General features: G+C 58.4%; 22 protein-coding genes and 1 pseudogene. 13 read left to right on the forward strand and 10 right to left on the reverse strand.

Annotated features, from left to right (window positions below; genetic code table 11):
• Nucleotides 1-102: 102 nt before the first annotated feature.
• The 6 genes from DSM3645_RS26310 (at nt 103) to DSM3645_RS26335 (ending at nt 4,689) form a co-directional block, all read left to right on the forward strand.
• On the forward strand, nt 103-594 hold the full coding sequence (locus DSM3645_RS26310; RefSeq protein WP_002655707.1) for a MarR family winged helix-turn-helix transcriptional regulator: 492 nt from the start codon (nt 103-105) through the stop codon (nt 592-594).
• Between the two features lie 9 nt (nt 595-603).
• Entirely contained in the window at nt 604-933 is a 330-nt protein-coding gene (locus tag DSM3645_RS26315) for a hypothetical protein (RefSeq protein ID WP_002655708.1), read from the forward strand.
• A gap of 50 nt (nt 934-983) precedes the next feature.
• Complete coding sequence (locus tag DSM3645_RS26320) at nt 984-1,757, forward strand: hypothetical protein (RefSeq protein WP_002655709.1); 774 nt, start codon at nt 984-986, stop codon at nt 1,755-1,757.
• A gap of 100 nt (nt 1,758-1,857) precedes the next feature.
• The gene (locus tag DSM3645_RS26325) at nt 1,858-2,640 is read left to right on the forward strand and encodes a hypothetical protein (RefSeq protein WP_002655710.1); all 783 of its coding nucleotides are present in this window, start codon (nt 1,858-1,860) and stop codon (nt 2,638-2,640) included.
• A 689-nt stretch (nt 2,641-3,329) separates the two neighbouring features.
• Complete coding sequence (locus DSM3645_RS26330) at nt 3,330-4,214, forward strand: DUF1559 domain-containing protein (protein ID WP_002655711.1); 885 nt, start codon at nt 3,330-3,332, stop codon at nt 4,212-4,214.
• A gap of 76 nt (nt 4,215-4,290) precedes the next feature.
• Nucleotides 4,291-4,689, forward strand: a complete 399-nt coding sequence (locus DSM3645_RS26335) for a hypothetical protein (RefSeq protein WP_237564941.1) — start codon at nt 4,291-4,293, stop codon at nt 4,687-4,689.
• 129 nt (nt 4,690-4,818) lie between these two features.
• On the opposite strand, the gene DSM3645_RS26340 is transcribed toward DSM3645_RS26335, so the two are convergent.
• Genes DSM3645_RS26340 through dxr form a run of 3 tightly spaced genes read right to left on the reverse strand, consistent with a single transcriptional unit; the run spans nt 4,819 to nt 8,751 of the window.
• Entirely contained in the window at nt 4,819-5,511 is a 693-nt protein-coding gene (locus tag DSM3645_RS26340) for an HAD-IA family hydrolase (protein WP_002655713.1), read from the reverse strand.
• Between the two features lie 7 nt (nt 5,512-5,518).
• Nucleotides 5,519-7,603 (reverse strand): site-2 protease family protein, encoded by a 2,085-nt coding sequence (locus DSM3645_RS26345; protein WP_002655714.1) that lies wholly within the window; start codon nt 7,601-7,603, stop codon nt 5,519-5,521.
• Nucleotides 7,585-8,751, reverse strand: coding sequence for a 1-deoxy-D-xylulose-5-phosphate reductoisomerase (dxr, locus tag DSM3645_RS26350; protein ID WP_002655715.1), 1,167 nt, complete (start codon nt 8,749-8,751; stop codon nt 7,585-7,587). The genes DSM3645_RS26345 and dxr overlap by 19 nt, the downstream gene beginning before the upstream one ends.
• A gap of 936 nt (nt 8,752-9,687) precedes the next feature.
• Here dxr and DSM3645_RS31895 point away from each other — a divergent pair.
• The 3 genes and pseudogenes from DSM3645_RS31895 to fmt form a co-directional block, all read left to right on the forward strand.
• Nucleotides 9,688-10,361 (forward strand): annotated as a pseudogene (locus DSM3645_RS31895) (AAA family ATPase); the annotation flags it as partial.
• Nucleotides 10,362-10,466: 105 nt separating this feature from the next.
• Nucleotides 10,467-11,168 carry a hypothetical protein gene (locus DSM3645_RS31565; RefSeq protein WP_237564959.1) on the forward strand — a complete coding sequence of 234 codons (702 nt, stop codon included), beginning with the start codon at nt 10,467-10,469 and terminating at the stop codon, nt 11,166-11,168.
• 85 nt (nt 11,169-11,253) lie between these two features.
• Nucleotides 11,254-12,267: a methionyl-tRNA formyltransferase gene (gene fmt, locus DSM3645_RS26360; protein WP_116344617.1), complete on the forward strand. Its 1,014-nt coding sequence runs from the start codon at nt 11,254-11,256 to the stop codon at nt 12,265-12,267.
• Here the strand turns inward: fmt and DSM3645_RS26365 are convergent.
• Nucleotides 12,245-13,246, reverse strand: a complete 1,002-nt coding sequence (locus DSM3645_RS26365; protein WP_002655719.1) for a zinc-binding dehydrogenase — start codon at nt 13,244-13,246, stop codon at nt 12,245-12,247. The two genes, fmt and DSM3645_RS26365, sit on opposite strands and share 23 nt — an antisense overlap.
• Nucleotides 13,247-13,858: 612 nt before the next feature.
• Between DSM3645_RS26365 and metG the strand changes: the two genes are divergently transcribed.
• A complete protein-coding gene (gene metG / locus DSM3645_RS26370; RefSeq protein ID WP_040353038.1) occupies nt 13,859-15,913 on the forward strand; it encodes a methionine--tRNA ligase in 2,055 nt (684 codons plus the stop codon).
• Nucleotides 15,914-16,123: 210 nt separating this feature from the next.
• On the opposite strand, the gene DSM3645_RS26375 is transcribed toward metG, so the two are convergent.
• Entirely contained in the window at nt 16,124-16,891 is a 768-nt protein-coding gene (locus tag DSM3645_RS26375) for an ATP-binding protein (protein ID WP_002655721.1), read from the reverse strand.
• 110 nt (nt 16,892-17,001) lie between these two features.
• On the opposite strand from DSM3645_RS26375, the gene DSM3645_RS26380 reads away from it, so the two are divergent.
• The gene (locus tag DSM3645_RS26380; RefSeq protein ID WP_002655722.1) at nt 17,002-17,724 is read left to right on the forward strand and encodes a 16S rRNA (uracil(1498)-N(3))-methyltransferase; all 723 of its coding nucleotides are present in this window, start codon (nt 17,002-17,004) and stop codon (nt 17,722-17,724) included.
• Here the strand turns inward: DSM3645_RS26380 and DSM3645_RS26385 are convergent.
• Nucleotides 17,721-17,948: a hypothetical protein gene (locus DSM3645_RS26385; protein WP_002655723.1), complete on the reverse strand. Its 228-nt coding sequence runs from the start codon at nt 17,946-17,948 to the stop codon at nt 17,721-17,723. The genes DSM3645_RS26380 and DSM3645_RS26385 overlap by 4 nt on opposite strands.
• Before the next feature lie 123 nt (nt 17,949-18,071).
• On the reverse strand, nt 18,072-19,919 hold the full coding sequence (locus DSM3645_RS26390; RefSeq protein WP_002655724.1) for a right-handed parallel beta-helix repeat-containing protein: 1,848 nt from the start codon (nt 19,917-19,919) through the stop codon (nt 18,072-18,074).
• Between the two features lie 169 nt (nt 19,920-20,088).
• Between DSM3645_RS26390 and DSM3645_RS26395 the strand changes: the two genes are divergently transcribed.
• Entirely contained in the window at nt 20,089-20,898 is an 810-nt protein-coding gene (locus DSM3645_RS26395) for a hypothetical protein (RefSeq protein WP_002655725.1), read from the forward strand.
• Here DSM3645_RS26395 and DSM3645_RS26400 read toward each other — a convergent pair.
• The 3 genes from DSM3645_RS26400 to DSM3645_RS26410 form a co-directional block, all read right to left on the reverse strand.
• Nucleotides 20,895-21,323, reverse strand: coding sequence for an RrF2 family transcriptional regulator (locus DSM3645_RS26400; RefSeq protein ID WP_002655726.1), 429 nt, complete (start codon nt 21,321-21,323; stop codon nt 20,895-20,897). The two genes, DSM3645_RS26395 and DSM3645_RS26400, sit on opposite strands and share 4 nt — an antisense overlap.
• Before the next feature lie 50 nt (nt 21,324-21,373).
• On the reverse strand, nt 21,374-22,129 hold the full coding sequence (locus DSM3645_RS26405; protein ID WP_002655727.1) for a phosphoadenylyl-sulfate reductase: 756 nt from the start codon (nt 22,127-22,129) through the stop codon (nt 21,374-21,376).
• 228 nt (nt 22,130-22,357) lie between these two features.
• On the reverse strand, nt 22,358-23,995 hold the full coding sequence (locus DSM3645_RS26410) for a cation:proton antiporter (protein WP_002655728.1): 1,638 nt from the start codon (nt 23,993-23,995) through the stop codon (nt 22,358-22,360).
• Nucleotides 23,996-24,179: 184 nt separating this feature from the next.
• Between DSM3645_RS26410 and DSM3645_RS26415 the strand changes: the two genes are divergently transcribed.
• The coding region (locus DSM3645_RS26415) for a rhamnulokinase (protein WP_002655729.1) at nt 24,180-25,670 on the forward strand (1,491 nt) is incomplete at its 3' end.

The following is a 25,670-nucleotide window of genomic DNA, read 5'->3' on the forward strand; positions in this document are numbered from 1 at the left end:
TTTTCATGCGCCGCAGCAGGTTCGCCGCACGACTGGCTTGACAGATATGGTTGTGAGAACAATTATTGTTCGTGCGATCAACTCTCTTCGGAAGCCACCGGCGTGCCCAAATCGATCCTCCAGCAGCAACTGAAAAAGTCAGCGCCGTTCGACTCCTTACCGCAGGAGACGTACCTCAACTTGCTGCGCACGCACAACATGATCGCGGCGGCGCCGAGCCAATTGCTGAAGCAACACGGTTTGTCCAGCGCCCAATACAACGTCCTCCGCATTCTAGAAGCGGCCGATGCGCCGGGGCTCCCTTGCCTGGAAATCGTGAGCCGCATGGTGACGCGCGTGCCGGACATTACGCGGCTGATCGACCGACTCAAAGACGCCGGCCTGGTGTCACGAACGCGGTCGCAAACCGACCGCCGCGTCATCCGGATCAAGCTGACCAAAAAGGGATATGCGCTGATCGAAGAGTTGTCAGAACCGCTGGTCGACATCCACCAACAAAACCTCGGGCACATGACCAAAACCGAGTTGGTCGAGTTGAATCGCTTATTGGTGAAAGCCCGCGAAGCCGCAGAAGCAACCGCGGCCGCGAAATGACCATGAATCATGCACTCTCGACTCGAACAAATCGCTCGTCACGCCATCGCACCGGCGGTGTTGATCGCGTTATTCTTGCTGGTGAGCTGCCTGATCGACCTGCTGACTTTCACCAATACGCATGCGATCTTTTTTTGGTTGCATAATACCGGTGAGTTTGGATCGGCGCCGCATTCGCATCGACTAGCGCTGCCGCTTTGGTGCTTTCCACTGGCGATTTTGGCGATTCTCGCCTTGCTCACATTTGTTAGCTATGGATTGCTTCGCCGTCGAGCGCCGCCGAAAAGTGACGCTTTCACCGAATCTTCTCGCACCGAGGAAAAGGAAGCTTTAAAATAAGGCAGCGCCAAACTCTTGATCTAAAATGACCTTCACGGAAGTAACCTGCGATGAAAACATGGCCGTTTACTTCAGCATTACTGCTGACGCTTCTGTTCAGCAATCTCGCAGCGGCGGAAGGCTGGGGCACGATCAAGGGAAAGTTTGTCGTGAAAGGAAAGATCTTTCCGGCCCAAGCGTTGGATGTTCCGCGCGCCGCGCCGCTTGCCGCCATTCCCAATCAAAAGCTAGTCGTCGGCCCGCAGGGAGAATTGCAGAACGCTTGCTTGTGGCTGACCGTCCCACGCGGCCAGAGCTATCCCCAGCCGCATCCCAGTTACGCCGCGACCGCGAATGACGAAATAGAAATCGAGCTGAAGGACTATCTCTTTCACCCCTATTTGACCTTCATTCGCACTTCGCAAAAAGCGAAATTCAACAACCTGGATCCGGTCGGCCATAACATCAAGATATCCGGGTTCGCCAATTCCCCCGGGCCCGGCATCGTCCCCAAAGGGGGCCAGTGGGTGCAGTCGTTTGTCCAGGAAGAGCGCATTCCGTATCCAGTTCATAGTACGATCTATCCCTGGATGGAAGCTGATCTGCTGATTCGGGAATCTCCCTATGCGGCGGTTTCGGACGAGAACGGCGCCTTCGAGATCGCCAATGTTCCCGCCGGAACTTGGACCTTTCAGTTTTGGCATACGAGCCTCGGATACATCCCAGAGATCAAGCTGCTTGGCCATGTGCAAAATCATCGCCGCGGCGAGTATGAGATCGAAGTCTTCGCGGACGAAGTCAACGATCTTGGACAGATCGAGATTTCTGCGCGACGTTTCAAATAGCGCATCCTGTCGAATTGACGCGCATTCTGATGACAAACCCCTATAATAGAACCGCGCGGCTCTCTTGATCCTTGCCGAAATCTCACGGAGGCTCTCTGCGATGAAAATGTGGTTGCTTACTTCCGCACTGCTGCTAACTCTCCTATTCAGCAATCTCGCGTCAGCCGAAGGTTGGGGCACGATCAAAGGCAAGTTTATCGTCGCCGGAGCGACACCGGCTCCGGCGGTGCTCTCGGTCGAAAAGGACAAAGCGGTTTGCGGCCTAAAGCCGATTCACGAAGAAAGCCTGATCGTAGGGCCAAAAGGAGGACTGAAAAACGCCTGCGTCTGGCTGACCGTCGCGCGAGGGAAACTCTATCCGACCGCTCATCCCATGTACGCCGCAACGGCCAACGACGAAATCGACGTCGACAATATCGCCTGCGTCTATGACCCGCATGTGACCTTCATTCGCACGACGCAAAAAGCGAAATTCAAGAACATGGACCCGATCCCGCACAACGTGAAGGTCGATGGTTTCGCCAACCCGCCCATGAACACGCTGATTCCGGCCAAGGGGCAGTTCGTGCAGGACTTTCCTGAAGAAGAGCGGACGCCGATCCCCGCTTCTTGTTCGATCCATCCCTGGATGTCGGCTTATCTGCTGATTCGTGAATCGCCTTACGCGGTTGTTTCCCAAGCGGACGGCAGCTTTGAACTTGCGAATGTGCCTGAGGGAAAATGGACCTTCCAATTCTGGCACACCGCCGGCGGATATATGTCAGAGATGCAAATGCAAGGCAAGCCTCAAAAAGACCGCCGTGGCCAGTACGAGATCGAAGTCGTCGACGGCCAAGTAACCGATCTGGGTGAGATCGTCGTCGCCGCGAAGAGTTTGAAATAGAGTTGGGCCGCATCACGGTCTCAGAGGAACCGGTCCGGGAAACGAACAAGCGACGACCAGTTCGCTACCGCCCGAAGGAGTCCGCCAACACGAATCGCCTCGCGACGTGCACGATGGCTGCGGTTGGCCTCGTGCGCATCGCATTCGGAAAACCGCTTCACTGACTGGGTAGCGAAGCTGTCTCGATATTGCTTCGCGCATCCCTGATTCTCTCCGCAAGCGACCAATTTGGCTTCTGACTGGTCCGCCGAACGTCGCCGGTTTCAGAGACGGCGAGGGATTCAGAACGCCGCTCCTCGGCTATCCCGCGCCTAGCGATTGCTGGCCTACCGGGGAATGCCGGCAAGACCCGCCACAAGTAGGGGCGTGCATCCCTTGCGTGGGTCGCCAAGAGAGCCATTGGAAGTAAGCACGGCGGGGCCGAGAGAGATTTATCGTCGAATTAGGTAAAACCTACGGAAATTCGGCTAATAACTTCTTGGCAAAACAGTAGAATCGCGGCTTCTCATCTCACAAACATCTAGGGGCCAGTTCACCCCACTAATGGCAAGCAAGGATGCCTACTAATACATACCGGCAAATCGAAATGTGACCGTTTGAGTAATCAGCGGACAACCCACAGGCCGATGCTGGAGATAATCACGACTCCTCTTCCCTTTTCTATTCTCTTCCTTATTCGAGGTATCCCCATGTCGTTTCCTGCTCTTGGGCGACCAGAACGCCGGACCGCATTTACGCTGGTTGAACTGCTCGTTGTCATCGCCATCATCGGGGTTTTGATTGCGCTGTTGCTGCCGGCGGTTCAGCAGGCCCGCGAAGCGGCCCGCCGGATGTCCTGTTCTAACAACCTGAAACAACTTGGACTGGCGCTGCACAACTATCACGACACCCATCGCAGCTTTCCGTACGGATCGCGCGGAGCGAGCAATCCCGTCAGCTGGCACGTCGCGATTTTGCCGTTTATCGAACAGGGCAACCTCTTTGATCAGATGGACATGACCGTCAACTTCGAATCCGGCGTCAATGCGCCGTTCCGCTCGACTCGGATGGACGCTTTTCTTTGCCCCAGCGGCGCCCAAGATAAGGCGGATGATAACTCCGCCCACTACACGACGCATTATTACGGCGTTATGGGCCCCACCGGAACCAATGCGACGACCAGCTCGGCATACCAGGAAAACACCAGCGGCGCTCACGGCGGCTTCTCGAAGGAGGGAATCTGGTCTCACGACGAAGTCCGCAAAATGCGAGATATGCTCGACGGCACGAGCAATACGTTCGCGTTTGGCGAGATCTCGTGGACCGAGCGCAACGGCAAAGCGACCCGCTATCGCCCCTGGTCGCGCGGCGGAAGAACGAACGAGTTCATGGCGCCATGCAAAAACATCGCGCAGCCGATCAACGCCGACTACACGGCGTTGTTCAACGACATGAGCTACGGCAGTAATCACCCCGGCGGTTGCTTGTTCTCGCTGGGCGACGCGTCGGTTCGCTTTGTCGCGGAAACGGTCAACTATGACACGCTGTTGTCGATGGGCAGCTGCGCCGGAGGCGAATCGACGACGCTCGACTAGTCGTCCGCGCATCGCGTTGCGTCCGCCGGCAATTCTCTACTTCCTAGATATCCTCTCTCGCTCGAGACTAATAATGATGACTCGTTTTTGCTTCGTCTGCACGTTGGGTGCGGCCGCGATCATGCTCGCCAGCGGTTGTAGTTCAGAGGAGCGTGAGGGATTCGTCGCCGCCGGAACGGTGACCCATCAAGGCGCCCCCGTTCCGCGCGGTTCGATCTTGTTGAGCCCTGACTCATCCAAGGGGCATCGCGGCCCGGCGATTTCAGCCGATATTGTCGCTGGAGCGTTCGATACGTCGCAAGCGAAACAGCGTCTTACCGAAGGCGCCTATCGCGTTCGTATCGACGGCTTTGATGGCGACGCAAAGCCCGACCAAGAACTTCCTTACGGCAAGCAGATCTTTGCCGAGTTCACGACGTCGATCAAAGTGACGAATGAAAATGCGAGCAGCATTTCGATCGAAGTGAATCGGTAGCCGGCGTCGGACGAAGTCGGCTGGGTCAGAGATTACTGGCGCACAGGGAACGCTCTCGCGGCGTTCCCTTTTTTTGCGTGCGTGTTGCTTCGGCAGGCCGAGAGGACCTGCCGAACCTTGCCGCCGGCTCTACAACAAGCGTGTAATCACTTCGCCGAGTGATTGAATCACCGCTTCCGGCGCGATATCGGCCGGCACGTCTTTCTCGCGGGCCAAAAAGAGCGCCTGGTATCCAGCGGCCACGGCGCCGTGGTAATCATTGCGGGGATCATCGCCGACCAACAAGATCTGGTGCGGCTGCAGCTGTAACACATTGGCGATCGAACCAAAATAGTGGGGGCTCGGCTTGGCCCAGCCCACTTCGGCGGAGACAAATAGCATCGCGTCCGACAGACAGGGCCAATGCCCTGCGATGGCGCGTAGTCGTCCGTCAAAGTTCGACGCCAATCCTACCTGATAGCGATCGCTCAGTTTCTCCAGCGTCGGCAACGCATCTTGGTAGACGCTCCAACTGCTCGCCTGGGCGAAGTGTTTCCAGAGGCGATCCAAGATCGCTTTGGTCTCGTTGGCTTCGGCGAAGACGTGTGCGACGATCTGTCGCCACCGTTCGCGCTCGAGCGTTTCGTCCGTACGCAAATCAGGCGAGACCGAGTAGAGGATCAGCGCCTCGCGAAATCGAGCGCGGATCGTCTCGATCGGTAAATCACAACCGTTCGCGACGCCGGCCGCTTGATAGACGGCGGCGACGCTGGGCTGTGGATAAATCAACGTTCCAACCACGTCAAACAAGACGCAGCGGATCAGATTTGGAGAACGAAGCACTTCAACCTTACCCCGTGATCAACGGCAAAAAGCGATTGATATCGAGGCCGATGACGCAGATCATCAGCAGCAACACGAAGGCGAAACCCGCGAAAGTGAGTCGCATCATCCACTTTTCATCGAGCGGTTTGCCCCGGATTCCTTCGTACAGCAGGAAGACCATGTGCCCGCCGTCGAGCACCGGAATCGGCATGAAGTTGATCACCGCCAGGTTGGCGCTGATCAGCGTCAAAAAGAGGAGCAGTCGTCCGATACCCTGCGACGATTCGCTGGTCGCGACCGCCAGGATGGTGCCGGGTCCGCCGAAGCCGGCCAACGGCACTTTGCCGGTCACCAACTTGCGGAGCATCATAAAGACCTGGCCCATGCCGCTGCCGGTCTCTTGAAAGCCAAGTCCCACCGCTTCGCCGATCGATTTGGCGACGTAGATCGGACTGGGGGTGACAAAGACGATGTAGCGATGTTCGACAAACTGATCCTGGGAGTCGACCGGGGTGATCAGCGCTGTTTGCGTATTGTTGGTCCCTTCGCGATTGAAGATCACTTCGACCGGCACGCCGGCAGGCAGGTATTGGAACGCAGCGTTAAACGCGTCCTGCCAATCGATTTCGTCTTCGATGATCTTCAGCGGCTTGTCATCTTTCGGCCAAGCGTAAGCCATTTCTCGTTGCGAGTCGGTCGGCTTCAACTTCAGGGTCCGAATTTCGTCACCGGCTTTGATTCCGGCGGCGGCGGCCGGGCTTTCAGGCAAGACTTCTGCAACGCGATTGGTTAGCGAGTACGAAACGCCCAGCATATCGATCGCCAGTTCGGTTCCGAATCCGCTCTGCGTGTTGTATTGCTCCGGCTGACGCATCGCCACCGAGAGGGTCTTCTCTTCGCCGTCGCGCAGGACCACCACGTCGACGGTTTGCCCGGCGTATTGGGCCGAGCGAGCCGCTAGCGTATAGCCATTGGCGGCCGGCACGTCGCCGATCGAGACCAGCTTGTCGCCGACCTTCAGGCCTTGCGCATCGGCCGGCGATCCGGTCTGCACATGCTGGATCGGCGTCATCTCCATCACCAGGCCGGTTTCGCGATACGGAGTCGGCGGCAGCTCGATTTCGTACGTCGATTTCTTTTCCGCATCACCAGCGCCTTCGGTCCGCTCAAAGTTCAGCTTTAACGTGTCGGCGGCGTGCGTCGCGAGAATGTTTTCCCACTGGATATAGTTCTCGATCGGCTTGCCATCGACGTCGACCAATAAATCGCCTGTCGCCAGCTTCGTCATCCACTCGGGATTTCCGGCCAACAACGCATAACCTTCCGGCGGCTTGGCGACCTTCAGCGAGTTCTCGGGCGAAATGCCGAGCAGCGGAAAGTCGGCGTCGGGGAACGGCTTTTTCGGGGTGACATCGAAGACGAGCGTCTCATCGCCGCGGCGAATCTCGATCGGCATCGGCTTCTCGTCGCCGTTCATGACAACGGCCAGCGTCAAGTCTTTGCGGAAACGCAGCGTGTCGCTCGGCTCAGCGCCAGGCGTCACCGCAACGATTTTGTCGCCAGGACGAATCCCTGCGATCCACGCCGGTCCGCCTGGCTGAGCGTAGGCGACATCGCACGGCGTATAGCTGACGCCGACCATGTAAGCGATCGCGGCGAAGATCACCGCCGAGATGACGTTAAACGTCACGCCAGCCGAAATGATCATCATTCGCTGCGGCACTGACTTGGCCAGATAGCTGCGGGGGTCGTGCTGATCGGCCTCGCCCCCTTCTTTCGAACGCGCGATTTCCTCTTCGGCGGCCGCCGGATTGTCATCCTGGCCGAGCATCTTGACATATCCGCCCAGCGGAATGGTGCCGATGCCGTATTCAGTTTCGCCCCACTGCTTTTTCCAAAGAGCGCTGAACTTCCAAGGTCCGATGCTGATCGGAGCGTCAAAACCGACGTAGAACTTTTCACACTTCACGCCGCACGCTTTGGCGGCCAAAAAGTGCCCCAGCTCGTGAATGAAAATCACGACTCCCAGACCGGCGACGCCCATGGCGAAAAAGCCAATGTTGGTCAAAATGCCCAGAAAATTAGTCTCGGCTAACAACACGTAATCCACGCGGAAACCTCCCTACGCGCCCATGCGTCGAGCGCGAGTAGTTGATCAATCGTTGGGGTAGGGTCAAAGTCGTGACTATCTAACGCTGCACGACATGCCCTGGATATATCGGTGAACGAGATCTCGCCGTCGAGAAAGCTCTGTACGGCCGCTTCGTTGGCGGCGTTCAAGACCGCTCCGGTCGTCCCCCCGCGCTCGGCCGCTTCTTTCCCTAATCGTAGGGCAGGAAAACGGTCCAAGTCGGGCGGTTCAAACTCCCAGCTGGACGCGACGGTGAAGTCTAGCCTTCGAGCCGGGCCAGGGAAGCGTTCCGGGAACGACATTGCATATTGTATCGGTAATTTCATGTCGGGGGGGCTCAATTGCGCCATGACCGACCCGTCAACATACTCGACCAGCGAATGGACCACCGATTGGGGGTGGACCACCACGTCTATCTTGTCTGCCGGCATATCAAACAACCAGCGGGCCTCAATGACCTCGAGCGCCTTATTCATCATGGTCGCTGAATCGACCGTAATCTTAGGGCCCATCTTCCAAGTTGGATGATTTAAAGCCTCGGCGGTGGTCACTTGTTCCAATTGCGCCTGACTGTGATGTCGAAACGGCCCCCCAGAAGCGGTCAAAATGATCCGGGCCACTTCGCTTTGCTGTCCAGCCTGCAACGCCTGAAAGATGGCGCTATGCTCGCTGTCGACCGGTAAGATTTGGGCGTTTCGCTCGGCGGCCAGCCGCATCGCCAATCCGCCAGCCAAAACCAGGGTCTCTTTGTTCGCTAATGCGACTCGTTTGCCCGCTTCGAGTGCGGCCCAGGTCCCTTCGAGACCGGCGCGTCCGACAATTGCGGCGACCACGATATCGACGTCGGCGTGCGAAACCAGCTCGGCGATCGCGTCAGGGCCGATTCGCAGTTCGGTCTCTTCCGGCAAATCAGACCAATCGCGGGCCGCCGCAGCCGTTGGATCGGTCGCGACGATATAGCGTGGGACAAACTGTCGCGCGGCGGCGGCCAATTCATCCAGTTTTTGATGCGCCGTTAAAAGATGACAGACGTATCGTCCCTCGGACGCCGCAATCACGTCGAGCGTGCTGCGTCCAATGCTGCCGGTGGCGCCCAGCAGAGCAACAGATTGAGGGGAGGCCGTCATGTCGACGATTCGATCGGAGGAATAGGGATATTTGGACGGATACCGGCAACAAAGACCGAGGCGCAATCGGCACTAGCCGTCCAAGTGGACCGACGCTGAAAATGCTTTTTGCATTCTACGACAACCCGAGGACCGCGCCATGGGCGACTAGCGACGCACTCATCTCTTGATGGGGCAAGTACTTGCGAATCACGCGAATTCTAGGAAGAATCGCCCATCGCAGCAAGCCGAGCCGATTTCGACCCGCGGGACAATTCATTGGCCTGGAACTTGGCGCTGTATAATAGCGGCTGAACCCAAAATCTTGACATTCGCCGGCCCCTCGGCGCTACTCTCACTTGGTTGCTCATGGATAATCACGACGAACCCCCTCGCCGTTCGGGCGATTCTCGCACTAACAATTTGACTCTGTACATCGTGGTGGCGATCGTCGTCACGTTTTTCATCGCGATCTACTTTATTCGCCCGTCGCGCGACGTGATCACGCCGGCCCAATTGGTCGATTTGATCGATGCGCACAAGTTGGACGCTTCGGGCAAGCCGGTGGGCAGTCTGGCGATCGAAAACTCGAAGGGGAAGAAGATCCTCTACTCGAATTTTCGGAACGCGACCGTCAGCAAGTCGACGGTCAGCGCCACCGTCGATCGCGAAGACCTGGACGCTGACAACAAAGACATTGCCGCCAGCAAGCAAAAAGGGGTGCCGATCGTCACCTATCTGCCTGGCGACGAACAAAGCCTGAACGAAATCACCGACGCGCTCAAGTCGCACGGCTTCAAAGATTATAGCGGCGACCAAGGGGACGGCTTCCTCGAGATCTATGGCGGCCTGCTGTTTATGACGGCGCTGATTGTGATTCTCTTCTACTTGATGATGCGTCGTCTCGGCGGCGCCGGCAGCGCCATCGCGTTTGGTCGCAGCCGCGGCAAAATGCATATGCAGGATGACTTGAACATCTCGTTTGAGGATGTCGCCGGCATCGAAGAAGCGGTCGAAGAAGTCAAAGAAATCGTCGACTTCCTCCGTTCGCCCGAAAAATACCAAGAGCTTGGCGGGCGCATTCCCAAAGGCGTGCTGCTGGTCGGACCTCCCGGAACCGGTAAAACGTTGCTCGCCAAAGCGATCGCCGGCGAAGCAGGCGTGACATTCTTCAGCTTGTCAGCTCTGACTTTGTCGAGATGTTTGTCGGCGTCGGCGCCGCGCGGGTTCGCGACATGTTCCAGCAAGCGGCAGCCAAAAATCCCTGCATTATCTTTATCGACGAACTCGACGCGCTCGGCAAAACCCGTGGCTCCGGCATGGTCGGCGGCCATGACGAACGGGAACAAACGCTCAATGCGCTGCTGGTCGAGATGGACGGGTTCGACTCCAACAGCGGCATCATCATCATCGCGGCGACCAATCGCCCTGAGATGTTAGACCCGGCGTTGCTTCGCCCAGGCCGCTTTGATCGTCAGGTATTGGTCGATCGGCCCGACGCCGCTGGCCGCGCGGATATCCTGAAGGTTCACGTCAAATCGGTGAAACTAGACGATTCGGTCGATGTGAAAAGAGTGGCTTCGATCACCGCTGGATTCGCCGGCGCCGACTTGGCTAATCTAGTCAACGAAGCGGCCCTGCTGGCGGCTCGCAAGGGAAAAGTCGCGGTCACGATGGACGAGTTTGACGAAGGGGTCGAACGCGTCACGGCCGGACTGGAAAAGAAGCAACGCGTGATGCAGGAAGAAGAGAAAAACCGTGTCGCCTATCACGAAAGTGGACACGCGCTGGTCGCCTATTGCCTGCCAAATACCGACCCGGTTCATAAGGTGTCGATTATTCCCCGCGGCTTGGCGGCCCTGGGTTACACGATGCAGCGTCCGACCGAAGACCGGTTCCTAATGACGCAAGGTGAACTCGAAAGCCGCATTCAAGTATTGCTAGCCGGCACCGTGGCCGAGGAAATGATCTACGACGAGATCTCCACCGGAGCCCAAAACGACCTCGAACGAGCGACCGAACTGGCGCGCGGCATGGTCACCGACTTCGGCATGAGCCGGCTTGGTCGGGTGAACTTCCGCCAGAGCGGACGTTCGGCCTTTATTCCGGAAGCTCCCGATGAGCGCAGCCGGACGCATAGCGAAGAGACGACCCGCGAGATCGATATCGAAATCAAGCGGATCCTGGACGAGATGCTGCAAAAGACGAGAACGATGCTGTCAGATCGACGAGATTCGTTGATCGCGGTGGCCGAGCGGCTGATCGAAGTCGAATCGGTCGACGGCGACGAACTGCGCCGCGTGATCGAAGAGCATTCGCACGGCCCGCGAATCGTGCCTGGCACGGACTCGCCTAAACGTGCTCGTCCGACCGGTGACGCGGAAAAGCAGGAAAAGCCGGACGACGGCGAAGGGCCGGCGGCCGAAGGCGCTCGCTAACTTTCGACGCGTTCAAAATTCGTTACACTAAACCAAGTCGCCGGTATTTATGCCGGCGGCTTTTTTTATCGCGTGGGAGGCGAAGATGCTACGAATTGTGATGATGGGAACCGGTCCATTCGCGGCGCCTACCTTTCGCCGACTCCTTGCTTCGCCGCACAACGTGCTCGCTCTGCTGACGCAGCCGCCGCGCGCGATGCGCGGCAATCGCCAGGCGCCGCTCAGTCCCATGCGGGCCGTCGCCGAAGAATTCGACTTGCCGATCCATTGGCCCGAAAGCGTCAACACGCCGGAATCGCACGAGATCTTACGCGCCTACGCCGCCGATCTGTTTGTCGTTTGCGACTACGGGCAAATCCTCTCGGCCGACACGCTGATGCTCGCCAAGCTAGGCGGGATCAACCTGCATGGATCGCTATTGCCCAAATATCGCGGCGCCGCGCCCGTCAATTGGGCGATGTACAACGGCGATGCGGAGACCGGCGTGACCGTTATCCACATGACGCCCAAATTGGACGGCGGACCAATTTTGGCGATCGCCAAAACGCCGATTGACGCCGATGAAGACGCGGTTGAGTTGGAAGAACGACTCTCGCTCATCGGCATCGAACCGGTCATCGATTCGATCGCGCTGCTCGAAAAACATGGGAACAATCCGCCGGGCCAGCTGCAAGATCCGGCGCTGGTCACCAAGGCCCGCCGCTTGCGCAAAGAAGATGGCGACCTGCCGTGGGCGCGCACTGCGGCCGAAATCTACAACCAGCATCGCGCATTTCAGCCCTGGCCAGGGACCTATACGCATTGGCTGCGCGACGGCGCCGAGCCGCTGCGGTTGATCGTCAAACGCATGACGCCGTTGGCCAGCGACGCGCGCGTCGCCCCCGGGCAAGTCGCGTCGACGGACGAAGGACGACTGGTCGTTGCAACCGCCGGTGGTCAAATCGCCCTGGACGAAATTCAACCGGCCGGCAAGCGCGTCATGCAGGCGGCCGAGTTTTTGAACGGCTATGGGCTTCGCGCGGGTGACCGGTTTGGCTCGTTTGAGCCGCTTCCGGGAACCGACAACATTCCCCCGGCTAGTCCCGGCAGTCGAGCGTAATCTTGCCGAACTGCGTCGAGCGCCGCATCTTCTCGATCGCTTCGTTGACCGCCGCCAGCGGCAGCGTCTCGTCGATAATCGGTTTGATTTTGTGCTCGTTGACAAACTGCAGCATCGCCGCAAAATCGTCCGGCGAACCCATCGTCGAGCCGATCAAATGCAGCTGCTTCCAAAAGACCTTGAACAGGTCCAGCTTGGGGGGCGGCCCGGCCGTCGCGCCATAGTTCACGATCCGCCCACCTGGCGCCGCCAGATCCAAGAGCCCGCGATAACCGGCTCCACCGGCGCTGTCGATGATTAGGTTGACCGGGCCGAACTGCGTGTTCGCTTCGCCCACCCAATCGGTTGCGTTGTAGTCATAGCCGTGCTTCGCACCATAGCGAATCGCCTTCTCGATCTTCTCGCTGGAAGAGGAAGTGACGATCACCTCGGCGCCAGCCGCGCAGGCGAATTGCAGCGCAAACGTCGCGACTCCGCCGCCGATGCCGCTGATCAACACCTTCTCGCCTGGCTGAAGTCTGCCTTGCGTGAACAACGCGCGATAGGCGGTCATGCCTGCCAGCGGGAGCGCCGCCGCTTCTACAAAACTAAGGTGACTCGGCTTTTCGTGCAGGTACTTTGCTGGAACCTGCACATGCGTGGCGAACGTGCCGTTGACCGGCATCCCTAATATTTTGAACGCTTCGGACTGGGCCGCTGGGTTATCTCCCCAATTCCACCCCGGATTGATAATCACCTCGCGACCGAGCCAGCTTGCCGACGGCGAATCGTTGGTCTTACTAACAACGCCGGCGCCATCGGATCCTAAAATCGACGGCAATTGAATGCCGGGATACATTCCTTGGCTGATCCAAAAGTCCCGCCGGTTCAGCGCGGCGGCGTTGAGTTGAACGACGACTTCGTGATCGCTAGCAATCAAATCGTCGCCGGACTCTAGCACCAGGGGGGAATCCAATTGTTTGAGTATCGCGGCCTTCACGGAGCGGCTCCTAAGTAGATATCAACAAATAGTGCGGTCTTGATACCAACACCGAATACTCCACAGCGGATGAAATTCTCCATCGAAAATCATCATCGCTATATTTCTATTCTCACAGCGGAAAAGCGTAAGGAAATGCGTACGCCCGCAACAGGCGTTAAGGATTTTTTCTGGCGATTTTCACGGCGTGCAAACTCTCTTGCGGCGCCCCCTTTGGCGCCAAGCAAGGAAAGCGAATGACGCCGGAGTGAATTTTGGAAGCTTTTTTTCGTCTTTGCGGAATAACGAGCGGTCGACGTCACGAATGGTTTCGATAGTAGAACACTCGGCGACACCCAATTTGCAGTGACGCCGGTCATTCATAAGCCAACGAAGCGCGACGGTCGAAAATGCCATCTCTAGGGATGCTTTTCGACCGTCTCTTTTTCTTGTCGCTTCCGCTAGGGGCCCTCCTGAACCCCTCTGCTGCATGGCTGTCTGTCTGGTGGATGGACGGCGGATCGTGTTCTGGGCGCCGCCAGCGACATCTCGCCGATTTCGCTCGGCTGCGGTACAATCCTCGGTTCGACTTGCCCTAACTCTTGGCAGGAAAACGACTTCAACGGTTCTTCTATGACTTCGCGACGAATTCTTGTAACTTCTGCTTTGCCCTACGCGAATGGCCCGATCCACATCGGCCACTTAGTCGAGTACATCCAGACCGACATCTGGGTCCGCTTTCAGCGGCTGCGCGGCGCCGATTGTCGCTACTTCTGCGCCGACGATACGCACGGCACGGCGATCACGATCAGCGCCAAACGCAATGAAGTTTCGGAAGAAGAGTTCATCGCGAAAATGAGCGCGGAACATCAGACCGACTTCGCTGGCTTCGCTATCGAGTTCGACAATTACGGCTCAACCAACAGCGAAGAGAATCGGGAGCTCTGCGCCCAATTTTGGAAGTCGCTCCGCGATGCCGATCTGGTCATCGAGAAAGAAATTGAACAACTTTACGATCCCGAGGCCCAGCAGTTTCTCGCCGATCGCTTTGTCCGCGGCACTTGCCCCAAGTGTGGCCGGACCAATCAACCCGGCGACAACTGCGAGTGCGGGCACACCTACACGCCGGCCGACCTGATCGATCCGGTGAGCGTCCTCTCGGGCGCGACGCCAGAGCTGCGCAAAGCGACGCATTTGTTCGTCGCCCTTGAGAAGCTGCATCCCTTCTTGGAAAAATGGTCGCAAAGCGGCGAGCATTTGCAGACGGAAGTCGCCAACTATTTGAAAGGACACTTCCTGCACGAAGAGCTGCGTGATTGGGACATCTCGCGACCGGGCCCCTATTTCGGCTTTGAGATCCCCGACAGTCCCGGCAACTATTGGTACGTCTGGTTCGACGCGCCGATCGGCTACATCGCTTCGACCTGGGAGTGGTGCAAACGCAACGGCGAATCGCTCGACAAATGGTGGAAAGATCCGGAAACCGAAGTCCATCACTTCATCGGCAAAGACATCACCTACTTCCACACGCTCTTCTGGCCCGGCATGTTGCAGACGGCCGGCTTTACGCTGCCGACCAAGGTGCACATTCACGGCTTTTTGACCGTCGGCGGCGAGAAGATGTCGAAGAGCAAAGGGACCTTCGTTAAAGCGGCGAAGTACCTGGAGCATCTCGATCCGGCTTACCTTCGCTATTACTACGCGACCAAGCTCGGCCCGCGTCTGGACGATCTTGACCTGAACGTCGCAGAGTTCGCTGAGAAGATCGACAGCGATCTGGTCGGCAAAGTGGTCAACATCGCGAGCCGCTGCGCCAAGTTCGTGCAAACTACCGGGCTCTCGGCCGCCTATCCCGATGACGACGGACGGTTTGAGTATGCCGCCCAAGCCGGCGAAGAGATCGCCGCCGCCTACGAAGCGTGCGACTACAATCGCGCGATGCGGTTGATCTTGGAACTGGCCGATCGGGCCAATCCCTTTATCGAAGCGAACAAACCGTGGGAGCTGCGGAAAGATCCGGCCAACGCCCAAGCGTTGCAAGACGTCTGCACGGTGGGGATCAACCTGTTCCGCCAGATCATCATTTACTTGTCGCCGGTGCTGCCCAAGCTGGCGACCGAAGTCGGCGCACTGCTGAATGATCCGATCACGTCGTGGGACCAGTCGCAAACGCCGCTGGCAGGGACGCAGATCAACAAATTCGAACACTTGATGAAACGAGTCGACACAAAGCGAGTTCAAGCCATGATTGACGAAAGCAAAGAAGAAACCGCCGACGCTGACGCCGCCAACCCAGCCGACGAAATCGCCGCCAAGTTCAACGACAGCGCCGACGTGCTGGCCGCCGAACCGTTGGCCGAAGAATGCACGATTGACGACTTCATGAAGGTCGACCTGCGTGTCGCCCGCGTGCTGCACGCCGAAGAAGTCACCGATGCCCGCAAGCTGCTGAAGCTGACGCTCAGTCTCGGCGGCGACGAGCGTCGCCAGGTCTTCGCCGGCATCAAAGCGGCCTACAAACCAGAAGATCTGATTGGCCGCCTGGTCGTGATGGTCGCCAACCTGAAGCCGCGGCAGATGAAGTTCGGCCTGTCCGAAGGCATGGTCGCCGCCGCCGGAGAAGGGGGCGCCGAAGTCTTTGTGCTCACCGCCGATGAAGGCGCCAAGCCGGGACATCGCGTCCACTAAACCGAACTTCGATGTTCGACAAGCTCAACGAGCGACGCCCACAGTTCCCTGGGCGTCGCTTTTTTCGCAGTAGGCAGTTCCAGGGCATTTCGCCATTTCAACCGGTGCAGCGACCAACGCAGGAATTCCAACCGCGGCCCGATGCTTTCTACCGACTTCGTCGGCCCTGATAGCGGAGCTATCGCGGCCAACCATGATGTGGACTTCCGCCTACAGCACGCCCAGCTCGCCGTAGAGACCTTCGATCGTCTCGGCGTCGATCTGCGGCAGATGTTGCGCGGCGCCGGTGGTGAGGCTCAGATTCAGCAATTGAGCGACGCGGCGCGGCGAACCTTCGGACAATGCATGAATCCGTGCGATCGCCGCTTCGTCCACTTCCGGAAAGTCGTCCTGCTCCAGCAAGGTCGACTCGACAAAGTCTTGCGTCTCTTCCACGGTCCACGGCTCGAGATCGACCCGCAGTTCGCACAGTTCTAGAATGCGCCGATCGATCTGCCGCAGCGAACCTTCGAGCGCCGCTAGCACCACCGTCAGCTTGGCGCCATCCTGCGCCGGAGCACGCAGCAATTGCAACACGACGTTGGCGGCGTCCATCGTCATCTCGTCAGCATTGTCCAGAAACAAGACCGCCGCTTGGCGTTCGGCCGCCAGCACCGCCAACTGATCGGCCAAAGCGATCGTCGGGTATTGGCCCGGTTTCAGACGCCCTCCCCAAGCTTCGACTAGCAGCGACGCCATGTCGTAGGAAGCCAATCCGGTCGCCGCGATCTGGGCGACGGAAACATGGGCCGCAGCGAGTTGCGCGGCGTAACGTGACATCAGCGTCGATTTGCCGACGCCGGCCGGACCGATCACCACGGCGCAGCGACGGTTTGACTGCCAGACGTAGTCAAGCCGCGCCCAGGCTTCGGCAAACGGCGCGCTGCGCAGCAATTGCTCGTCGCTCAGTTGATTCAAGGAATGTTCGTTCTGGGGCATCGGCGCAACAGTACGTATCAGAGGGTATTCGTCTATCTTGTTTGTTCGGTAAAATCGTTAGGCGCCCTGTAGGCATTCTGTTAAACCATCTTTGAGCTAGCACGCTGCAAATGTCGCATCGATTCTTTTTAGAAGCGCCGATTACGGGAGATACCGTTGAAATCGACGGCCCCGAAGCCCATCATCTTTTGCACGTAATGCGGGCAAAAATTGGCGCCCAAGTCACGCTGTTCGATGATAGCGGCGCTCAATTCGCCGCCGAAATCATCGCTGTCGGCCGCAAATCAGCGACTGCACGGGTTGTCGCTCGCCAAGAGGTGAGCCGCGAACTGCCGATCTCGCTGACGATCGCCGCCGCTCTACCGAAGGGGGATCGCCAACGCTGGCTCGTCGAAAAATGCGTCGAGTTAGGCGTGACTGATCTAACGCCGCTAGATACCGAGCGGAGCGTTTCGCTGAAAAAGGAAAAGTCGCTCGACAAGTTGCGGGGCTACGTGATCGACGCTAGCAAGCAATGCGAGCGTAACCGCTTGATGCGAATCGCCGATTCGGCCGCGCTGCCAGCCTTTTGGAATCATGCGTCTCTGAGTGCGGTGCGCCTGATCGCCGATCCCGACGCCTGCGAGTCGGTCGCCGACTTGTTGCCGGCCGAGCCGACCGATGTCATCGTCGCCATCGGACCCGAAGGAGGTTTCTCGCCTGACGAGTATCAAGCCGCTCTGTCAGCCGGTTGGCGCGGGTTCCGACTAGGAAAGCGAATCTTGCGAATCGAGACCGCAGCGTTGGCGACAGCCGCCGTGATCGCCGCCCAATACGATCGCTCCGACGTCTAGCGTAGGTTCGATCCGATTCCGAGTCGTCCAATCGCCAGATGCAAAAAGTGTCGCGATGCCTGTTTGACCAGCGGCTCGGGAGAAAGAGGAGCGGAGGCAGCTGGCGCCGATTGCTTTGTCGGCTGCTGGCGCAGCGCCGCTACATACTGTCGCGTGGTTTCTTCGCCGCACGACAGTCCCAGACGTTGCTTCAGCTGATAGAGATCGATTACGTGGCGATCCAAGCTTGGCCCCCAAGGAATCGCTAGCGTCTGTAACCATTAACAGACGCGGCAATCACTAAGTATCGACTCGGCACGGCGGATCGAATGAGCCAAACGGCAGCGCCCGATGCGACGCCCTTATCGCTACTCAGCGGGAGCCAGATACGGTAGCGACTGTCGCGGTCCGCAGTTGGCGACCCGCTTTTGGTAAGTCGCCTGGTCGAACTTGTCGGCCGTCAGCACGATATTGTCCGTCTGCTGCACCGTCTCGGCCTTGGTGCTGTTGTAACGCAGCGGCGGAATCGCCGCGTCGCGACAAACCAACACATTCTTCCGCACAAACATCTCTTCGGCCTTATGAAACCGGAGCGGCGATTTGTCGATGTTGTAGATCAAATTGTTTTCGATTGTGATCTGGTCGCTTCCTTCGTCCAGGAACATGCCGTTCGATTCGGCGCGGCCGGCGTTGAGCGGAATATCGTGAATGTGATTCTCGGTCAGACGCGTTCCCGGCTGACGTCCCAGCGTGTAGATGCCGCCGCCGTCACTCAGACGCTGCATCACATGATGGATGTGGTTCGCGGCGACTATGTTCTTTTCAACCGGCGTCGGAGTCGGATTCCAGAGCCAACCGACCGATACCCCGGAGTAGGGCAAGTCGGTGATCTCATTATGCGTGACTTGGGTCTCGGCCGCAAAGGCGACCCAAATGCCGATCGAACCGTAAAACTGGCGTCCGCAGCGCCGCACGACGCAATCAGTCACGGCGTTACCCTTGGCGATTTGTTCCGGCGCCGCTTCGCTCCACGGCTTGCCGGCGACGCGACGCGTACGGTCTTCCCCAATATTGACCCCATTGCCGCTGACATCTTCCACCACGCAGCGTTCGATACGGCAGTTGTTGGTGCGTGAGCCGAGCCACACGCCGGAGCAACCGATGTTGGCGATCCGTCCGTCGACGATAGCGCAGTCTTGGGCCAACTCCAACAGAATCGCGGCCGGCATGATGCCGCGCGATTTGGACCGGGGAGAGGAGTCACGCGCTTCGTGCATGGTCGCTTGCGACGACGCGTATCCTTCTGGCGGCAACGCCCAGGCGGCGTGCTGAAATTCGATTCCCTCAAAACGAACGCCGCGAACCGGCGACTCTTCCGTTCCACGAACGATTAACAATTGTTCGGCCAGCGGAGCAAAGACGCGCGTATTCTCTGGAGTCTCGCCGTCGCGTGGCAAATAGGTCAACGTGCCGGTGGTATCGTTCAGAAACCATTCGCCTGGCGTGTCGAGCAGCGCCGGGTGATTCTCAAGGTAGAAGCGGGGATGCGCTTCAAAGTGGTCGATCGCGTAGTGAGCCGCATTCGGACCAATCGGAAACTTCGTCTGCAGCGTGTTCGTCGCCGCGTCAATGGACGCGATATCGATCCGCGACATCGACCAATCGTGCAAAAACACCAACTCGGCGCCGACTGCTGCGGCCGGTACTTCGCCTGCGCTGAAAGTAAAACCGCTGCGACGATCAGGCAACGACTTTTCGATCCGCAGATAACCTTCGTTGGGATGACGTGCTCGGGTGGCGGGCGCACTGCTGACAAAGAGCTCGCGAAAGCGCCAATCGCCGCTTTTTACTTCCGCGATCTCCGTCGTCCAGGCGCCGTTATCGCCGATTTTCCAACCGGTGATTTCACGACCGCCGCTGATACTAGGCTTGGCGCCTTTCGCGGCGCGGAAAGTGAGCGTCCCATTCGTTGGCACATGCTGCGGTCCAATTTCAATCGGCTGTTCAACCGCATAAACGCCGTCATGCAGGATCACGTGCGTGTCGCCGGCGTCACGCTTTTGCTCTAGCTTGACCAATACGGCCGTGAACGTTTTAAGCGGCGCGGCGGCTGTGCCTGCGGCGGTATCGTCGCCGTTGGGGGACAGATGGATTTCGGCGGCGGAGAGCGTCGCGGTGAGCGCAAACGCTGCAAGCAACGAAAAAAGCACTTTCATGAGGGGAAATCCACGCGGTGTGCAAGGAAGGCAGAAAACGGGGACCTGTATTCTAACATCCCTGTTCAAAGACGCCAAAAACCGAAAACACGAGACAAAAATGAATCTCTGTTTTGGCCGCCAGCGAGCTTAAAATGAAGTTGCGAATGGAACCAACAATGAACCGGAAATGCCCAGCTTCAACTTGAACCAAGACGATCCAAACGACGCTCCGCTATGGGTGAAGTCCCTGGTGCTGATTGTGGGTGGCGCGCTATTCGGCGCGCTGATTATGCTGATGCAACAGCGGCTACTTCCCGGCTTAGCGATCATGGTGATCAGCATGCTAATCGGCGCGGTGTTGGCTTTACCCAGCGTGTCGGCGAGTCGGACAGGACGCCTGCTATTTGGGATGCTTGTCGCGAAAAATATTCCCAACGCCGGCAGCAAAGCTTTTGACTGGGTTGACGACGCCGATTCAGAAGTCGTCGCCGATCCGATCGGAAAGCGTTTTGGCAAATGGGTCTTTCCTCCGTGTGACAGACCCCGTCATTGGCTAATGCTCCTCGGATTGCTAGCTGGCGCTGTGACCGGCGTCTGGCTTGTCGTGCATGATGTACTCGCGATTTGCGACGGCAAACCCGGCACGTTCATCGGCGCTCGCCAGGTGGGCGAAAAGCTCTATTTTCAAGCCGGCGCCTGGGCAATCGGGAGTCCCATCTGGGGAGGCATGCTCGCCGGATTGATTGCCTCGCGTCGTTATCGTCGACCACAAATCGCAACTTGCCTGCTGCTTCTGATCCTGGCCGCGCCGATTGCGGCTTCGATGGCAGTCAGCGGTGTAGAAATCGAAGAGCTGATCGGTCTATTTCTGGCGGTCGCGGCAGTCCCGCTGGGCGGTTTGCTGCTAGTGATCTACTTGGGGGACCATGCGCTGCGAGCAGATAAACCGCCGGAGAAGCGTCCCAAGCGTTTGTTCGAAGATCGTCCACCGCGTTAGATATAAAACATATCTTCGACCGTGCTGCCGGCCTTCTCGGCCATGTCGGCCAACGTCGCGGCCGAGAGAATTTCGCGCTGGGCGGTCGCCGCTTCACAGCAAAGCGCCTTCAGCGCCGCCGCGGCCGGAGTTGGCTTTTGCAGCGCTCCGCAAGGTTGATCGCTGTCCCCTTCGATCACGCGGTGGATGTCGTAGATCGAGATCTCGCTCGGATCCCGGGCCAGACGATAACCGCCGGTTGCGCCGCGGGTGCTTTGCACCATGCCGGCGCCTTTGAGCTGCAGCAAGATCTGCGTCAGAAAATGAGCCGGAATGCTGTGCGTCGCCGCTAACTCGCGCACGCGGACTGGGTCGCCCGAGTCATAGAGCGCGGCCAATTCGATCATGGCGACGCAAGCGTATTCGGTTTTGGCGGAGATATTCAAAACGATTCCGACGGCGTTTACGCCGCGTGTCCAGGGGCGCGAGGCGCTCGTTACTTGTTGGTGTCGTCGTCCAGCGTATGGAGGCCGCATTCGGTCTTTTCGGTCCCGCTCCAGCGGCCGGCGCGTTCATCTTCACCGGCGGCGACGGCCCGCGTGCAGGGCCAGCAACCGATGCTGGTGTAGCCTTGGTCATGCAGCGGGTTGTAGGGGATGTCGTGTTCGGTGATCATTCGCCAGACCCACGCTTTATCGACATTGGCCAGCGGGTTCACTTTGACTAGGCCAAATTTTTTGTCCCAGCCGATGATCGGCGCTCTCGCGCGGTCGGGGCTTTGATCGCGGCGGATCGCGCTGATCCAGGCATGCTTCCCCTCGGCGCCGCGCTTCAACACGGTGATCTTGCGATCAAAGCAGCACTGGGTGGGGTTCGTCTTGTAGAGCGGCAAGCCGCCGGTTTGCGCTTCGTACTCTTCGACGCTCAGCTCGGGCTTCAGTAGTTCGACTTCGATCCCCAGTTGCTCGGCGATGCGATCGCGCAAATCGAGCGTCTCTTGGAACTGATATCCGGTGTCGAGATTAAAAACCGGCGTCTCCGGTGCGATCTGCGAGAGCATGTAGAGAATCGTGCAGCCTTCAGGGCCGAAGGCGGTTCCCATGGTCAGCTTCGAGCCAAATCGCTCGGTCGCCCAGGCTATAATTTCTTCCGGTGAGGCCGATTCCAACGCTTCACTTTTGGCGGCTAATTCGGCCAAAAGCTCTTCGGTCGGCTCTAATTTTCCGGTTTCGGTCAGCACTTGCGTCTTCATGGCCGGCTTCAAAATATCGGAAAGTCGTTTTCTAACAATGGTTTGCGATGATTTGACGACTGCTTTCGTCACGATGAGGACTCCACTTCCGTGCTGAGTTCATTCCAATCTAAACCATGTTGACCAACTTAGTCAACAATCCATCCGATGCCAGAACATTTCATCGGTTACAGCAGGGGTCGAACTTCAGATTGGGACGATTTTGTCGATATTGGGCCCAAAACCGCCCTAGTGAGGGGACAGGTCCAGCGAGTCAACCATCGACAGCAAGGCGCTGGCGACGTGCGACTCTTCGTCGATCGCCAGATCGGCGCCCGAAGAGAGCAGCCGCGCCCGCGTCTCCAGATAGCGGCACCGGGCCATGATCGTCGCTTTCTTGTTCAACCTGCGGATCGTGCGGACGATCGCGACCGCCGCTTCGTCACTGGGAACCGAAACCAGCACTAGCTGCGCGCGATCGACTTCGGCCTGCTGCAGCGTTTTCAACTTCGTCGCATCGCCGGTGACGGTGCGAAACCCCATTTGCTCTAGCGGATAGGTGTTCACCGCGTTCATATCGACAAAGCAAACCAAGATGCCCATCATCTCAAACCGCGACGCGACCTGTTTGGCGATCGGACCGACGCCGATCACCACCGCTTCTTTGACGTCCGACGGAGGGCGCTTCAGCTTCTTCACATGGCGGACGACTTCGGCCAGATGATCGCCGACCGCCCGAATTCCGTAACTGATCATCGCCGGCGTCAGCAACAGAGTCGCGATCGCAAGCACCAGCATTTGGTTGTACTGGGCGGCGTTAATCAGGTCGAGCCGCATCCCTTCGGACAGCAGTAAGAAGCTCAATTCCCCGACTTGAGCCAGTCCCAGACCAAAGCAGAACGCGACTGGCCAACGCACGCCGACGGCGCGTAGCGCGACGGCGCCGCCGAGCGTCTTGAGCGCCAGGATCACCGGCAGACCGATCAAGATCAACCACGGATCTTGCATCGCCTCTTGGAAGTGAAGCAAACCGCCCAGCGAGATAAAGAAAATCGCCGCAAACGTTTCGCGAAACGGCAAAATCAACGCGTCGACCTGCTGCGTCAGGCGATTGCCTGACAAGATCAATCCGGCGGCAAACGCCCCCAATGCGGCCGGCAAACCAAGCTCATGCGCGAGATAACACATCCCCCCCAACACGGCCAGCGCGAACAGCACCAACAGTTCACGACTGCGGAGACGCTGCAAAACAGGGACCCCGATCCGCCGGACGATCGCGCCCGAGATCGGAATGATCGCCAGAAACATCAGCGAATAGAGCCCCAGCTTCAGCAGATCCATCGAAGACTTGTCGCTGGCCCCGGCCAACAGCGGCGCCATCAGCATCAGCGGCACGATCGCCATGTCTTGAAAGATGAGGACGCTGATCGACGAGACGCCGGCCGCGGTCGATTGCACGCCCCCCTCTTTCAGCGCGCGAAACACGAGCACGGTCGAACTGAGCGCAATCGCCGAGCCCAACAAAATCGCCGCCGGCCAGTCCAAACCAAGAGCGCGGATCAACAGCGCCGAGGGGATCGAAACCAACAGCAACTGCGTCGGCCCGCCCACAAGCAAGCGAAACGCGAACTCCTGAACCTCGTCGAGCGAGATTTCCATTCCGATCGAAAAGAGCAGAAACAGCGCCCCGATTTCGGCCAAATGGGCCAGAACTTCGCTTTCGCTCGTAAAAAAACCGAGTCCGCCGCTGCCGCAGATCGCGCCGATCATCAGATAGCCGACCAACGACGAAATCTGAAAACGGCGACACACGGCGCCAGAAATGGCGCCGGCCGTCAGAATCACGATCAGGTCGAGAACGACTTGTTCAACGGTCGTCGGTTGCATGCAAACTCCCAGAGGTCTATCCGTCGCTAATGTAGCATCCACGCCGAAAAAAAAAGGGGGGCGTCGTACAGGCGCAAAGTCGGCGCGCTCGAACGACAGGCAAGTTGTGATCGCGCCGAATAGGCTTTAAACTGAGCCGCCGGAATACTTAGCGACTTTCTCCCCATGCAAAGCAAAGATTCTGATGGCGACGAAAACCTATTTGGCGATTGATATCGGCGCGTCGAGCGGCCGCGTGCTCGGAGGAATTTTCGACGGCGAACGGCTCCGCCTTGAAGAGCTTCACCGGTTTGATAACGGGCCTACGCACGCAGCCGGCGGCATGTATTGGGACTTGCTGCTGCTCTGGAAAAACGTCCAAGAAGGGCTCAAAGCGGCCAAAGCCAAGTATGGCGACGACATCGTCAGCATGGGGGTCGACACGTGGGGAGTCGATTTCGCTTTTCTGGGAGACGACGGCGAACTGCTCGGAAACCCGCGTCATTATCGGGATCCGCGGACCAAAGGAATTTTTACCGACGCGTTTGAAATCGCGTCGCGCGAAGAAATTTTCACCGAGACCGGGCTCCAATTTCTCGAGTTCAACTCGCTGTACCAGCTATATGCAATGCGTCGCAACGATAGCTCGATCCTCGAAGCGGCCGAAGATTTCCTGATGATGCCCGATATTTTTCATTGGTTGCTGACCGGTGAGAAAGGGAACGAAGTGACCAACGCGACCACAACGCAGCTTTACAATCCGGTCACGAAAGATTGGTCGAAAAAGCTGATCGAGAAGTTCGGTCTCCCCAGCGTCTTTCACGAGATCCTGCCGACGGGGACCAACCTCGGCAAGCTCCGCGGCGAAGTGATCGCCGCCACCGGGATCCGCTCGGCCGAGGTGATCTTGCCCGGCACGCACGATACGGCCAGCGCCGTCGCCGCCGTGCCGGCGACCCAGTCGACCGGCAAATCGCCCAACTGGTGCTATATCTCTAGCGGCACTTGGAGCCTGATGGGGGTCGAGACGACCCATCCCGTGATCAACGCCAAATGCGCCGAGTACAACTTCACCAACGAAGGGGGAATCGGCGGCACCACGCGGCTGCTAAAAAACATCGGCGGGCTCTGGCTCGTGCAAGAGTGTCGCCGCATCTGGAAAGAAGCAGGCCGCGAGTTCAGCTGGTCCGAGCTCGTTCGCATGTCGGAAGCGGCGACGCCGCTCGCTTCGCTCATCGATCCCGATCACCCCAGCTTCTCGGCGCCGGCCAATATGCCGCAGGCAATCCGCGACTTCTGCACACGTACCGGACAACAAGCGCCGCAAAGCGAAGGGGAAGTGATCCGCTGCGCTCTGGAAAGCCTGGCGATGCGCTACCGCATGGTCCATGGTTGGCTGCAAGAGCTGACCGGCGGACAGATCGACACCATCCATATCGTCGGCGGCGGAGCGCAAAATACGCTCCTCAGTCAGTTCGCGGCCGACTCTTGCAAATGCCAAGTGATCGCCGGTCCGACCGAAGCGACCGCCGTCGGCAATTTAATGACCCAGGCCGTTTCGCTGGGCGATATCGGCAGCCTATGGGAAAGCCGCGAAGTGGTCCGCAATAGTTTCGCCGTGACCGAGTATCAACCGCGCAACACCACCGCGTGGGACGAAGCGTTCGGGCGATTCATGAACCTCATTAACAAGGTT

Origin of the sequence: Blastopirellula marina DSM 3645 (assembly GCF_000153105.1) — a bacterium.
Lineage (GTDB): Bacteria > Planctomycetota > Planctomycetia > Pirellulales > Pirellulaceae > Blastopirellula > Blastopirellula marina.

Bases quoted from the DNA above. Each gene is read 5' to 3' on its own strand.
- DSM3645_RS26405 (WP_002655727.1), bottom strand. From the start codon at position 22,129: ATGAAGACGCAAGTGCTGACCGAAACCGGAAAATTAGAGCCGACCGAA.
- DSM3645_RS26335 (WP_237564941.1), top strand. From the start codon at position 4,291: ATGACTCGTTTTTGCTTCGTCTGCACGTTGGGTGCGGCCGCGATCATG.
- DSM3645_RS26330 (WP_002655711.1), top strand. From the start codon at position 3,330: ATGTCGTTTCCTGCTCTTGGGCGACCAGAACGCCGGACCGCATTTACG.
- DSM3645_RS26320 (WP_002655709.1), top strand. From the start codon at position 984: ATGAAAACATGGCCGTTTACTTCAGCATTACTGCTGACGCTTCTGTTC.
- DSM3645_RS26375 (WP_002655721.1), bottom strand. From the start codon at position 16,891: ATGCCCCAGAACGAACATTCCTTGAATCAACTGAGCGACGAGCAATTG.
- fmt (WP_116344617.1), top strand. From the start codon at position 11,254: ATGCTACGAATTGTGATGATGGGAACCGGTCCATTCGCGGCGCCTACC.
- DSM3645_RS26380 (WP_002655722.1), top strand. From the start codon at position 17,002: ATGTCGCATCGATTCTTTTTAGAAGCGCCGATTACGGGAGATACCGTT.
- DSM3645_RS26325 (WP_002655710.1), top strand. From the start codon at position 1,858: ATGAAAATGTGGTTGCTTACTTCCGCACTGCTGCTAACTCTCCTATTC.
- DSM3645_RS26410 (WP_002655728.1), bottom strand. From the start codon at position 23,995: ATGCAACCGACGACCGTTGAACAAGTCGTTCTCGACCTGATCGTGATT.
- metG (WP_040353038.1), top strand. From the start codon at position 13,859: ATGACTTCGCGACGAATTCTTGTAACTTCTGCTTTGCCCTACGCGAAT.
- DSM3645_RS26395 (WP_002655725.1), top strand. From the start codon at position 20,089: ATGCCCAGCTTCAACTTGAACCAAGACGATCCAAACGACGCTCCGCTA.
- dxr (WP_002655715.1), bottom strand. From the start codon at position 8,751: ATGACGGCCTCCCCTCAATCTGTTGCTCTGCTGGGCGCCACCGGCAGC.
- DSM3645_RS26315 (WP_002655708.1), top strand. From the start codon at position 604: ATGCACTCTCGACTCGAACAAATCGCTCGTCACGCCATCGCACCGGCG.
- DSM3645_RS26390 (WP_002655724.1), bottom strand. From the start codon at position 19,919: ATGAAAGTGCTTTTTTCGTTGCTTGCAGCGTTTGCGCTCACCGCGACG.
- DSM3645_RS31565 (WP_237564959.1), top strand. From the start codon at position 10,467: ATGCAGGAAGAAGAGAAAAACCGTGTCGCCTATCACGAAAGTGGACAC.